Source organism: Chryseobacterium sp. CH25 (assembly GCF_004119455.1).
In the GTDB taxonomy this organism is placed as follows: Bacteria; Bacteroidota; Bacteroidia; order Flavobacteriales; family Weeksellaceae; genus Chryseobacterium.
Genome location: NZ_NRQT01000004.1, coordinates 426,645 through 439,670 on the forward strand (window position 1 = coordinate 426,645; position 13,026 = coordinate 439,670).

The following is a 13,026-nucleotide window of genomic DNA, read 5'->3' on the forward strand; positions in this document are numbered from 1 at the left end:
ATATAAAGTTAGCAGTCTAAATATGCTCTCAATCCTTTCAGTAATTCCAGTTGATTCTTCGTTCTGTCCAGATTATGTTCCGGATATTTGATAGAATAATAAGTACTTCCATTTAAATAATCCGTAAGAAAACGAACCTCTTGAATATAAATAGCGACTTGTGCAGCATAATCAAGGTGAGCAGATTCTTCCGGAGTCAGTTTTTCCTTTAGATAAAAAAGAAATCCTTCTTTTACAGCCTTATACATTTCAGGATTGAAATTGTCTTTAGCACTTCCGTCATCTTCGTTGGTTTTATTAGTGTAGGACTGAATCATCGTTACGAAGTCATATAAAATAGTAGAAATCATCATGGTATCCAGATCAATTACAGCTAACGGCTTATGATTTTGATCGAAGAGGATATTGCTGATTTTTACATCGGCATGAATGATTCTTTTGGGAATCTGATTGGTTTTCTCCATTTCTATCCATTGATCAGGTAAGGAAATAAGCTGATTGGTGATTTCTATTTCTGCCTTTGCATTTTCTTTTAAATGAGGAGCTGCATTTTCCAGTGCCTTTTTATAATCCACAATTCTTTTTTCAAAATTGAGAAAATTAGGAAGAGTATCTTCAATGGCAGGTAGCTTTTCAGTATTTACGATGCTAAGGAAATAACTGAAGGTTTTAGCAGCTTCAAAAGCGGTCTGTAAAGATGGAGCAGTAAGAAAGGTAATGCTATTTTCTACGAAGCTTAACATACGCCATGGTTCATCATTGGCGTCCTTTACCAAAAGTGTATTGTTAAGAGAAGGGACAGGCTCTATAATTTGAAATTGATAATCATTTGACCTGAGAAGTTCATTAATCATTAAATGATTGTTGACAATAACTTCCGGCTGTCTGAAGATATGATGATTGATCTTTTGCAGAATAAACTTTTTCTGCTGGTCCAGATCTTCCAACAGATAAGTGGTATTAATCAGTCCGTCTGTGATAGGAGAAAGACTGTAATTCTCTGTACCGATAAATTGAACCACGATATCATTTAGTTCCATAGATTTTCAGGGTATCTGTTGTTCTGAATTTCTGAAGCCAGAAAATCTTTAATATTTTTTTTGTCGTCAGCATATGTTACTCCCATCCACTGTGAAGGGGAGGCTTTTACCGTTACTTTTACTTTATTTTCATCTATCATTCTCTGAACTGCACTGGGAATATAAAACTCCTGTTTAGATGTTGGATCAGATTCTATGAAATCATAGAAATACGCTTCCAAAGCACAGAAAATATGAGGGTTAAAAATGAAGAAATTCATGGAAACTAACGTATCTGGGTTTAGTTTTATATGCTCGCCGTTTTCTGTATAAATGATGGAGCCATTAAGCTTTTGAATTGAAGTTTGCTCTTCTACACGGATCAGATTATTTTCAGCATCCAGAGTACATATTCCTCTTGCTACTGTCCCGTGGCCACTTAATGTTGTCTTTACAGGATAAGCAATCATTCCAAATTGTGAATCGGAAATATGATGATGGTTAATTTCATCAGCAGCAAGTAGATAAGCTTCTTTTCCGTAAAAATCATCGGCATTAATCATAATAAAAGGTTCCTGTATCACATATTTGGCACATAAAACCGCATGAGCTGTTCCCCATGGTTTTTCACGCTCAGGATAATCAAAACCCTGCAGCGGAATACTATTCATTTCCTGATATACCCAGTGGAGTTCAAAACTCTTTTTTTCAGAGATTGAATTCAGCCTTTCGATATAGCTTTGAGGGATCAGTTTATTAACGACAATAACGACTTTTGAAAAGCCTGCCTGTAGAGCATCATAGATGGAATACTCGAGAATAGGCGAGCCGTTATCGAGTATTCCATCTATCTGCTTAAGTCCTTTGTATCGGCTGCCTAGTCCACCCGCCAGTATAAGAAGTGTTTTTTTAGAACTCATCAGTCATTCCGAATACAGGTTTACGGGTCTTCCATTTACCGTTCGTGAAATCAGGAATATCAACAACCTGACCTCCTTTGGCAATAGACTCTTCACTCAATGGAGTAATTGAATACCATAAGGCCAGATCATAAACGTCCATAGGAAATTCTATATTTCGTTTGATACATTCAATAAAAGTATTCATTACAAAGAAATCCATTCCACCATGTCCGGCTCCTGCAGCAGTACTCTCAAACTTTTTCCACATCGGGTGGTCATATTCTTTCATCCACTTTTCCGTGTTGTCCCAACGGTGGGTGTGGTTCATTGTTTTTTCAAAATAAATATGTCCCTGATTGAATTCTCCCCAACCGAAGTCCTGCCATAGTCCCTCTGTTCCCTGTACACGGAACCCAAGATCATAAGGTCTCTGTAAGCTGGTATCATGAGTTAGAAGAATGGTTTCTCCATTTTCACAGGCAATTTGTGTAGTTACAATATCTCCCTGATTGAATTTTACTTTAGCATTCGGGTGATTTTCTCCACCTTTTGCATGTTCTTTAATATATTTGTTCAGTCCTACAGACTTGGAAGAGAAAGAAGAAAGCCTTGTTAAGCGGTTTCCACGGTTGATATCCATCATCATAGCGATTGGACCTAATCCGTGGGTAGGATAAAGTTCTCCATTACGTTTTACATAATGTTCCGTTCTCCACTTAGCCTCGCTGAAACCTTTTTCTCCAAATTCAGCTCCTGAATTGTAAGGAGTAACCCCATCATTGAAAAGTACTCCTCTCAGGTCATGCTGATAACCACCTCTTCCGTGAACCAATTCTCCAAACATTCCCTTGCGGACCATATTCAGAATAGCCATCACATCTCTTCGGTAGCACACATTTTCCATCATGAAAATAGGAACTTTTGTTTCCTCATATACTTTCACAAATTCCCAGCAATCCTGTAGCTTGATGGCTCCGGAAACTTCCATCCCTACTATTTTTTTAGCACGCATGGCTTCAACGCCCTGTGGAAGGTGCCATTCCCAAGGAGTAGCAATTACTACAGCGTCTACAGTCTTTAGTTTTAAAAGATTTCTATAATCATATTCACCGTTGGAGAATTCCTGGGCTGCCGATTTATTGTTGTCTTTTAATATTTTTTGAGAAGCTGCCAGCATTCTTTTATCCGGATCAGCAAAAGCTACGATCTCTACATCACTGCGTTTCGCTAATAATTTCACATGTTCCTGGCCACGGAGCCCTACACCAATAAAGCCCACACGGACTTTCTTATCTGTTTTAAAATCATTTGAATAGGCAAATAAGGAATTGGGTACTACCAATGCACCAAAGCCTGCCAAAGCTGCTGTTTTGATAAAATTTCTGCGGGAAGTGCTATTGTCCATTAATTTTTTTTCTAAATATATTAAAAGTTTTGCAAACTGCGATGGGGTGGGAGTTGTTGGGTTTGAGGGTTTGGGAGTGGGAGTGTTTGAGAGTTTCGGGGTGTGAGATTCGGGATACGAGATACAAGGTGTGAAATTGCTATCTATTCACTCCTCATTGGTAATTCACTTATTCACTTGCGAAGCAAAATTGACTATTGACATTTAAAGTCTCTAATCTTTATATCTTAAGTCTGATTTAGAAAGAATCATTGCCCATAATAAGCCTTAATTAACCTTTCTCTCATTTTGTTTAAGTATTGGATGCTTTTGGTATTGGATAGAATAATAATACTGATGTTTTTATCAACCAAATGTACCCAATTCGCACTATGTCCGTAACCTTCTCCCTGACGTTCTGCAAAAACAGTATTGATAGATCCGAATTTTTTAGGATATACCCAAAAGCCTAATGCAGTGTCTTCCAGTTTAGGATCTGCAGTAAGCATGGTAGCTAATGTCTTTTTTGTAATTAAAACAGAGTTGAATATTGCCTGGTCAAAGATCAATAAGTCTTTAGGGGTAGAATACATGGCTCCGGCAGCATAAAAATTGTCAATATAAGTATTGGTAGGAGTATGAAGAGCAAACGGATCGTTTGGGTCAGCGGAGTATCCTTCATCTATATTGGAAACGATATCATTGTGATGAAGAAAACCTGTGTTTTTCATTTTGAGAGGAACCAGTATTTGTTCCTTGAGCACCGTTTCAAAAGGCTTGTTGTATATTTTTTCAATAATTTTACCCAGCAGAATAAAGTCTCCATTGTTATAACTGAACTTTGTTCCGGGTTGGTCTACTAATTTTTCAGAAAGAAAAGTGGCGATAAAATCATCAAGCTCCCAGATCGTATTGTCATAAGCCTGATGAATAAGTTCCGGCGAACTGATATCCTTGTTGTCCCTGCCGCTACTGTAGGTAAGCAGATTCCTGATTGTTGCTTTTTTGCAGCTTCTCCTTTGTATTCCGGATAGTAGGTAGAAATAGTAGCATCTAAATCAATTTTTCCTTTCTCATAAAGCTGCATAATTAATACTGCAGTAAAGGTTTTGGTAAGTGAAAAAATATGAAACCTGGTTTCATCAGAAAAAGGAATATTGTAATGTCTATTGGATAAACCTTTGTAAGTAAGTAATTCAGTTTTTCCGTTGTGAGCCAGTAAAACAGAACCATTGAAATTATCTTTCTTTACACAGGAGTCAATCACTTGCTCAACTTTCTGTATTTGTGAATAGGCTACATTGAATGTTATCAAAAATAGTCCCAATAATATATTTTTCATAGGTTCATATTTTAAAAGTCATGAACTGAATTACCTACTTCAAAGATAATAATTTACGGCTTATTTTTCCATATAATATACTTCTTCATAAGGCTGAATCAATACCCATCCATGTCCTGAAAATTTCATCTGAAATTCTTCACCGCTTCCTCTTCCGATAAGACTTTTAAAAGAAACATTTGTTTTCAGCTCCGGGCTTAGGTTTCCAGACCATGCAACGGTAGCATTTGGATCAGTGAAAACCGGAGTATCAGGAGTTACAAGTAAGGTTAAAGGATCTCCATGAGTAGTAATGGCAATATGGCCGGTTCCGGAAAGTTTCACCTGGAAAAGACCGCCGGACATCATTCCTGCAATACTTTTTAACATGGTAATATCGCTGTTTACGCTTTGTTCGTGTGCCAAAACATCATTTCCGTTTACACAAACCGATTCATTATTCAGATAAAGGATACGAACTTTTTTTCCGGAGTCTGCAACATATAATTTCCCGCTACCTTCAGCTTTCATCAACTTACTGCCTTCACCACTGATGGCTTTCTTCAAAAGATTCCCAAGTCCACCGGCAAGCATTCCCTGTCTTTCAAAATTGATATTTCCCACATAGCTTACCATACTTCCTCTTTTAGTCCATACCGCCTGATTATTAAGGTTGATTTCTAAAAGGTGTTTGGTTTCAAGTTCAAAATAATCTCTCTGTTGCGGATTCTCTTTTGTCTCGTTGATAAATGCTTCAATTGAATATTTACTCATGATTATAATTTTTAATTTATTGTTTTATATTGTTTATTGTTTTAGTTTGTCGAGTTTATACTCTCTTTTGTTACTTTTAGGATTCAGATCCACAAATTCATAGTTTTCAAAATTGGCAAGCTGGGCTTTAAACGTTTCTGTTGCTTTTTCTACTGACCAGGTTTTAGGATAATGAAAACCATCAAATTCAGCATTGAAAATCTGAGCTTTGAATTCATGTGAAAACTCATCATCTCCAGAGTAGGATAGAGCTATTTTGCCGGTCCATATGATATTGTATTGCCCATTTTCTGTTTTTGAAAACTAATTTGATGATCTGCACAGCTGTCATGTCCCAGTAAGTAAATATTGAAAGCAAGATCGTCATCATCAAAATGGTGTTCAGTGGGAAGATCGTTGCTGAAAAGATTATTTTGAACAACAGCATCGAAGTTCAGCTTTTCTCCCGGCTTACTAATCCTTATTCCTCTTTGTTCACCCCAATAATTGGAAGATAAAGTACAGGCATGATAGTTTCCCCATACTATTTTGGAGTCCCAATCAGACAGAGTTTCGTCTTCTTTCTCTTCGTCTTCATCGTTTTCATCATCATTTGCGTAATAATTTTCAGTTTTTAAATGAAAATCAAACCAGATAAAGCCATACTCGTCAATACGTCCGCTCCAGATGAATGTTTCAATTCTATGTCCGTTAGGATACGGATTATCAATGAAGTATATTTTACTTGCAGATTCCATATTACAATTCAATTTTTCCAAAAATACTCTTTTTACGCTTTAAAATTCCCCGTAAAATCACGGTTTTATATTAGATTGAAAATAATACTTGACAAAGGGGTGTTCTATGTCGTATATTTGCACTCCGAAAATTACACCTTGTAATTTCAATAATTTTTAAACCGTAATTTAAAAAATGAAAACATCAGATTTTAATTTTGATCTTCCTGCGGAATTATTAGCAGAACACCCATCAGAGCACAGAGACGAAGCTAGATTAATGGTACTTGATAGAAAAACACAGACTATTGAGCACAAATTATTCAAAGATGTAGTGGATTATTTTGATGAAGAAGATTTGTTCATCTTCAACAATACTAAAGTTTTCCCTGCACGTCTTTACGGAAATAAAGAAAAAACAGGTGCTAAAATTGAAGTTTTCTTATTAAGAGAGCTTGATAAAGAAACCAGAGTATGGGACGTTTTGGTAGATCCGGCAAGAAAAATCAGAATTGGTAACAAATTATTCTTCACTGAAGATGAGTCTTTGGTAGCTGAGGTTATTGATAACACCACTTCAAGAGGAAGAACGTTAAGATTCTTATTCGACGGTTCTTACGACGAATTCAGAACGAAACTTAAGGAATTAGGAGAAACTCCACTTCCAAAATACATCAAAAGAGCAGTAGAGCCGGAAGATGCAGAAAGATATCAGACGATCTACGCTAAAGTAGAAGGAGCAGTAGCTGCACCTACAGCAGGTCTTCACTTCTCTAAGCATTTGATGAAGAGATTAGAGATCAAAGGAATCAATTTTGCTGAAGTTACGCTTCACGTAGGATTAGGAACTTTCAACCCAATTGAGGTAGAAGATCTTTCTAAGCACAAAATGGAATCTGAAGAGATCATCATTGATGAGAAAAATGCTGCTATCATCAACAAAGCAGTAGAATCTCACAGAAGAGTTTGTGCAGTAGGTACTACTACAATGAGAGCATTGGAAACTTCTGTTTCTTCAAACAAAAAAATCTCTGCTTTCAACGGTTGGACGAATAAATTCATCTATCCACCTCACGATTTCGGAGTGGCTAACACGATGATTACAAACTTCCACACACCGAAGTCTACATTGATTATGATGATTGCTGCATTTGCCGGAAGAGATTTCGTAATGCAAGCTTATGAAGAAGCTGTAAGAGAAAAGTATAAATTCTATTCTTACGGAGACGCAATGTTAATTCTATAAAAAAGATATTAGGTAATAGGCTGCAGGTAATAGCTATCTGCAGCCTGCAACCTAAAATCTACCACCTTACAATGAAAGATATCCGTATATTATCACTAGATCAGCTTAAAGAATACTTCGTATCTTTAGGAGAGAAGCCGTTTCGTGCGAAACAGGTCTATGACTGGTTATGGAGTAAAAATCTCCACTCGATTGATGAAATGACGAATCTTTCGAAATCTCTTCGTGAAAAAATTTCCGAAGAATATACCATTAATCCTGTTTCCGTAGATCTTCTTCAAAAAAGTTCTGACGGAACCATCAAAAACGGAGTAAAACTTCACGATGGATTATTGGTAGAATCTGTTCTTATTCCAACAGAAACAAGAACAACAGCTTGTGTATCTTCACAGGTAGGCTGCTCATTAAACTGCGAATTCTGTGCTACCGCAAAACTGAAAAGAATGAGAAACCTTGAAGTGGCGGAAATTGTAGACCAGGTTGCTTTAATTGACAGCCAAAGCAGGATGTATTTTGACAGACCACTTTCCAATATCGTATTTATGGGAATGGGAGAGCCGATGATGAACTACAAAAATGTAGTGGAAGCCATCAGAAAGATCACTCAGCCGGAAGGATTGGGAATGTCGCCAAGAAGAATTACTGTCTCTACATCAGGAATTCCAAAGATGATCAAAATGCTTGCTGATGATGAGTTGCGCGTTAAATTGGCATTGTCACTTCACTCAGCCATTGAAGTAAAGCGTAATGAAATTATGCCTTTCTCAGATAAATTCCCGTTAACGGATATTATGGAGGCCCTTCAGTACTGGTATCAGAAAACAGGTTCTGTAATTACTTTTGAATACTGTGTATGGAAAGGAATTAATGACGGTGATGAAGATATCAAAGCTTTAATTAAATACTGCAAACAGGTTCCTTCAAAGGTAAACCTTATTCAATACAACCCGATCGGGGACGGAAAATATGACCAATGTAACAAACAGGCGGAAGAAAACTATATCCGTCAGCTTGAAAATTCAGGAATTACCGTAATGGTCAGAAGAAGTCGTGGAGGTGATATTGATGCTGCTTGTGGACAATTAGCCAACAAAACTGCTGATTAAAATTTCCTTAAAAAAACCTTAAAATTCTCTTAAAGCATCGCTTAAAACCCTACCTTTGCACAAAATTATTTTGTGATGATGGAGTATTTTATGAGCGAGAACGGGTTAGAAAATGTATATGCATGGTCAATTCCATTGCATGCCACAGTTATTTTAGCTGAAATGATTTATAGCCACGTTTCAGAAGCAAAACTATATAGTGGAAAAGATCTTGTTACAAATGTCTATCTGGCATTGATGAACTTTGGTCTTGACCTTATTATGAAGGCGTTTGCAATGGGAGTGATGTTTTTCTTTTACCATCACAGACTTTTTTCATGGGATCTTAGCATCTGGTATCTAATAGCTTGCTTTATAATCACGGATTTTGCTTATTATGTTCTGCATTATGTGGACCATCGTTCCAGAGCATTCTGGGCTGTTCATATTACGCACCATAGTTCAGAATTCTTCAATCTTACTACAGGATTCAGAAGCCCTGTATTACAGCCGCTTTACAGATATTTATATTTTTCCCCACTGGCGTTCTTAGGATTTAATCCTTGGCATATTATGGTAGCCTACGCTATCGGACAGGTGTACGGAACCTGGGTGCACACTCAGACCGTAAAAAGTATGGGGATTTTAGAACATATTCTGGTAACCCCTTCCCATCACCGTGTTCACCATGCCTGCAATATTAAGTATCTGGATAAAAATATGGGAATGTGCCTGATTATCTGGGATAAAATATTTGGAACCTTCCAGAAAGAAGATCCGAATATTCCTGTAAAATATGGAATTTATCCAAAAATGCCGGACAACAGACCTGATACGGTGCTCTTCTATGAATGGAGAAAGATCTGGAAAGATTTGAAACAGCCAGGATTAAAATTTACAGATAGAATCAATTATATTTTCAACTCACCAGGATGGAGACATGATGGAACCGGAAAAACGGTAAGACAATACCAAAAGGAATACTTTGCAAAACAGGCAGAGAAAGAACAGAGAAAAAATCAGAAACAGCAGAAAACTGCTTAATTTCAAAAATAAAATCAATAAAAATCTCTATAGAAGGACGGGCTTTTAGCTCGTCTTTCTGTTATCTGGAAAACCCTTCTCATTAATTATTATGAATCTCCTGATCTTTATAACTGCTCCTCGTATCCCATGTCCTACATCAATCTTCATTTCAATAGAAAACCTTATTTTTGCCTTATGAAAAGAACCATTCTGTTATTGGCCTTTCTAGCCTTTCAAACTGCATTTTCTCAACAGACAGATTTCCTGAAAATAAAAAAATACAGAGTCAGCCACTTGGATGATAAAATCCAGGAAACTTCCGGACTGAATATTTTTAATGGGAAACTGTATACTTTTAATGACAGTGGAAATGCCCCTGAATTATTTGAGATTAATAAAACTTCAGGAGAAGTTATTAAAACCCTGAAAGTAAATGCAAAAAATACAGATTGGGAAGCTCTTACGAATGATGGCAGCAATTTCTATATCGGAGATTTCGGAAACAATGACGGAAGCAGAAGACATCTTACCATTTATAAAGTACCTTTTCATGGAGATAGTTTGCAAAATGGGCAGATAAGAGAAATTAAATTCCATTATCCGGAGCAGACAGATTATAAATCCAGTTATTTTAATACTGATTATGATGCAGAGGCCATGGTATATGCTCATGGAAAAATTCATCTTTTTACCAAAGAATGGGTGTCAAAATCAACGGTACATTATATTATTGATCCTGAAAAAAATGAAAAGCATGATGCTGTAAAAGCTGAAACTTATAAAACAAACTTCATGGTGACGGATGCTGCCTATTTTGATAAAAAGCTTTATCTGGTTGGGTATAGTAAGAAAACAGAAGTATTTATGGATGTTTTTACAGAAACAGAACCCGGAATCTTTTTTAAAGAAAGACCTAAGCACTATTATCTGGGAAGTTCTCTGTCAATAGGGCAGATTGAGGGTATTGCTGTAGATGAAACAGGAATCTCTATTTCAGGAGAAAAGTTCAAATCTCCGTTGGGAAGTACCAAACCCGCACTTTATTTTATCCCTAAAGAACAATTCAAAGATTAATTTTCGTTTAAAATTGAGCGAAAAAAATTATCTTTGTGAGAATTAATAATTTTATTCACCCAGCATTAGCAGATTGTGGCAAACATCGTAGAAGAAATCAAGCAACCGATCAATGATGAAATGAAACTTTTTGAACAGAAGTTTTACGAGTCAATGCAGAGTAAAGTCCCTTTATTAGATAAAGTAACCCGTTTTATTGTTACCACCAAAGGGAAACAGATGCGTCCTATGTTTGTATTTCTTTGTGCCAAACTGGTAGGAAATGTTACCGAAAAAACATACCGTGGAGCCTCTATGATTGAGCTGATTCATACAGCCACTCTGGTACATGATGACGTGGTGGATGAAAGTTTCAAACGCCGTAATTTCTTCTCGATTAATGCTTTATGGAAGAACAAGATTGCTGTTTTGGTAGGAGATTACCTGTTGTCAAAATCAGTGTTATTATCTACAGATCATAAAGATTACGATTTATTAGGGGTTATTTCAAGAACCATCCGTGAAATGTCTGAAGGGGAGTTGCTTCAATTGGAAAAAGCCCGAAAACTAGATATTACAGAAGATGTGTATTATGAAATTATCCGCCAGAAAACAGCCACTTTAATTGCTGCCTGTTGTGAGATAGGAGTTCTTTCCAATAATGCTGACGAAGCTCTTGCTAAGAAAATGATGGACTTCGGTACTTTTACAGGAATGGCTTTCCAGATCAAAGATGACCTTTTTGATTATTTAAGTTCCAATGTGATTGGTAAGCCGGTGGGAATTGATATTAAAGAGCAGAAAATGACCCTGCCTTTGATTCATACCCTGAAAACAGCCAATGAAAAGGACAGAAAATACTATTTCGATACCATCAAACGCTATAATAATAATCCAAAAAGAGTAAAAGAACTTATAGAGTTTGTTAAAAATTCCGGGGGATTGGAGTACGCGATTACAGTAATGAAAGATTTCCAGCAGAAGGCTAAGGATATTCTGAATGAATTTCCGGAATCTGAAGCAAGAAAATCCTTACATAGTATGTTGGATTACGTCATTGAAAGAAAGTTTTAAAAAAATAGTTATAAATAAAAGCTTCGGCACACCTTTGGTGCGCCGAAGCTTTTATTTATCAGTGCTTTCCAGTTTATATTTTCTGCACTGTTACATTGGTTACATTTCCATTTCCTGTAGGCCCCATCTCCGTTGACAAGATCGTGCATGATTGGTTAGGAGCTGCCGTAAAACGAATCTGATAACCCGCAGTAGGCACTACAATTACAGTTGTATAATTCATCAGTTCTCCAATTCTTGTTGAAGTAGTTAAAGTAGGAGTTGCTGCTCCTGCATAGTGGCTTCCTCTTCCCAGATAGTTACTGTCCGGAACTGGTCTTATTCCTAAAAGCAACTGTGCCCCTGAAGTAATATTTGAAAAACTAGCCTGTAACGTTACCAGATAATTCCCTGCCTGACTGAATGTCAGCACTCCTGAAGAAGTGTTATAAGAATAAAAAGGTGAAGTAGCAACGGGGCTTGCAAACATCAGCGTCACAATTGAAGCTCCGGTACTGATGGTCTGGTCAGCAGCTAGACGTGCATGGAATAATGAATAGGCTGTAAAGTCTATAGTTTTCAGAATACCATTGCCATCTGCAACTACCACTCTGTCTGTTCCGCCAACTCCAATATTGGAATTGATATTTCGGATGCGCACATTTCCTGAACTTACATCAAGTTTTTCTGTTGGGGTTGTTGTGCCTATACCTACCTGTGCTGTATTGGTCACTGCAAAATCATTAGTTTGCTGGATTACTGAAGGAGCTCCGGACGTTGGATTATCTTTAGCTCCGTCAATATGAAAAGTCGTTTGAGGTGTTGAAGTATTTATTCCTACCTGTGCGAAGTAAAGTGTAGAAAAGGCGAAAACCTTAACTACGGTTAGTAATTTTTTTCTCATCTCATAGTGTTTTTAGAAATTATTTTCGAGAATAATTACAAACAATATACCGGAAAAATGAAAATTCGAGTTTATAGATAAATATCTATGCTTTTTCGTTAAATAATGATAATTTAATGAATGTTTTAGAATTAGATTATTTTTACAGTTAGAATAATAACAGCCAGGACTATACAAAATAAAGCGATTAAAAATAAATAATCCGCAATGCTCTCAAAGGTATATTCCCGCTTTTTATTTCCTGTTCTTATAGCCAGGAAGGAAAAGAAGCAGCTGCATGCAAAAAGGATACAGGAAAGTCCTGCAAATTCGTCTAAATACGTATTGTGGCTGATCTTAGCGATTTTCAGAGAGGTAATGATAATCAGTGAAAATCCTAAAAGATTGCTGGATGCATTCAGGATATGAGGTGACTTTTTTTCCATCTTTACAAATTTTTTCAAAATAAAGCACAATTTTTTTTATTATCAAATTTTTAAAAAAGATTATTAAAAATTAAAATTAATTTAAAAAGTGTATATTAGCAAAATACTTGAAGAACAA

12 protein-coding genes and 1 pseudogene are annotated in these 13,026 nt (G+C 36.5%); 5 read left to right on the forward strand and 8 right to left on the reverse strand.

The annotated features are described in order from the left end of the window. Positions 1-8: 8 nt before the first annotated feature. The 6 genes and pseudogenes from BOQ64_RS12660 to BOQ64_RS12685 all read right to left on the reverse strand — a co-directional run bounded on the left by BOQ64_RS12660 (position 9) and on the right by BOQ64_RS12685 (position 6,158). Positions 9-1,040 (reverse strand): phosphotransferase enzyme family protein, encoded by a 1,032-nt coding sequence (locus tag BOQ64_RS12660; RefSeq protein ID WP_129055760.1) that lies wholly within the window; start codon positions 1,038-1,040, stop codon positions 9-11. Continuing rightward, on the reverse strand, positions 1,031-1,939 hold the full coding sequence (locus BOQ64_RS12665; RefSeq protein WP_129055762.1) for a sugar phosphate nucleotidyltransferase: 909 nt from the start codon (positions 1,937-1,939) through the stop codon (positions 1,031-1,033). The genes BOQ64_RS12660 and BOQ64_RS12665 overlap by 10 nt, the downstream gene beginning before the upstream one ends. Further along, positions 1,929-3,326 carry a Gfo/Idh/MocA family protein gene (locus tag BOQ64_RS12670; RefSeq protein ID WP_129055763.1) on the reverse strand — a complete coding sequence of 466 codons (1,398 nt, stop codon included), beginning with the start codon at positions 3,324-3,326 and terminating at the stop codon, positions 1,929-1,931. Before BOQ64_RS12670 ends, BOQ64_RS12665 begins: the two co-directional genes overlap by 11 nt. Positions 3,327-3,574: 248 nt before the next feature. Then, positions 3,575-4,647, reverse strand: a pseudogene (locus tag BOQ64_RS12675) (serine hydrolase domain-containing protein). Positions 4,648-4,707: 60 nt separating this feature from the next. Then, positions 4,708-5,400: an AIM24 family protein gene (locus BOQ64_RS12680; protein ID WP_129055765.1), complete on the reverse strand. Its 693-nt coding sequence runs from the start codon at positions 5,398-5,400 to the stop codon at positions 4,708-4,710. A gap of 251 nt (positions 5,401-5,651) precedes the next feature. Further along, on the reverse strand, positions 5,652-6,158 hold the full coding sequence (locus BOQ64_RS12685) for a hypothetical protein (protein WP_129055767.1): 507 nt from the start codon (positions 6,156-6,158) through the stop codon (positions 5,652-5,654). 154 nt (positions 6,159-6,312) lie between these two features. Here BOQ64_RS12685 and queA point away from each other — a divergent pair, with 154 nt between their 5' ends. The 5 genes from queA to BOQ64_RS12710 all read left to right on the forward strand — a co-directional run bounded on the left by queA (position 6,313) and on the right by BOQ64_RS12710 (position 11,600). Next, a complete protein-coding gene (queA, locus tag BOQ64_RS12690; protein WP_129055769.1) occupies positions 6,313-7,362 on the forward strand; it encodes a tRNA preQ1(34) S-adenosylmethionine ribosyltransferase-isomerase QueA in 1,050 nt (349 codons plus the stop codon). A gap of 71 nt (positions 7,363-7,433) precedes the next feature. After that, positions 7,434-8,468, forward strand: a complete 1,035-nt coding sequence (gene rlmN, locus BOQ64_RS12695) for a 23S rRNA (adenine(2503)-C(2))-methyltransferase RlmN (protein ID WP_129055771.1) — start codon at positions 7,434-7,436, stop codon at positions 8,466-8,468. Between the two features lie 78 nt (positions 8,469-8,546). Beyond that, positions 8,547-9,491, forward strand: coding sequence for a sterol desaturase family protein (locus tag BOQ64_RS12700; protein ID WP_410494448.1), 945 nt, complete (start codon positions 8,547-8,549; stop codon positions 9,489-9,491). A gap of 177 nt (positions 9,492-9,668) precedes the next feature. Beyond that, positions 9,669-10,547 (forward strand): hypothetical protein, encoded by an 879-nt coding sequence (locus tag BOQ64_RS12705; protein ID WP_129055775.1) that lies wholly within the window; start codon positions 9,669-9,671, stop codon positions 10,545-10,547. A gap of 75 nt (positions 10,548-10,622) precedes the next feature. Then, positions 10,623-11,600 carry a polyprenyl synthetase family protein gene (locus BOQ64_RS12710; protein WP_129055777.1) on the forward strand — a complete coding sequence of 326 codons (978 nt, stop codon included), beginning with the start codon at positions 10,623-10,625 and terminating at the stop codon, positions 11,598-11,600. A gap of 73 nt (positions 11,601-11,673) precedes the next feature. Here the strand turns inward: BOQ64_RS12710 and BOQ64_RS12715 are convergent, their stop codons facing one another. Together BOQ64_RS12715 and BOQ64_RS12720 are read right to left on the reverse strand one after the other, a co-directional pair. Beyond that, on the reverse strand, positions 11,674-12,483 hold the full coding sequence (locus BOQ64_RS12715; protein ID WP_129055779.1) for a hypothetical protein: 810 nt from the start codon (positions 12,481-12,483) through the stop codon (positions 11,674-11,676). A gap of 131 nt (positions 12,484-12,614) precedes the next feature. Beyond that, positions 12,615-12,908, reverse strand: a complete 294-nt coding sequence (locus BOQ64_RS12720) for a hypothetical protein (RefSeq protein ID WP_129055781.1) — start codon at positions 12,906-12,908, stop codon at positions 12,615-12,617. Positions 12,909-13,026: the final 118 nt, after the last annotated feature.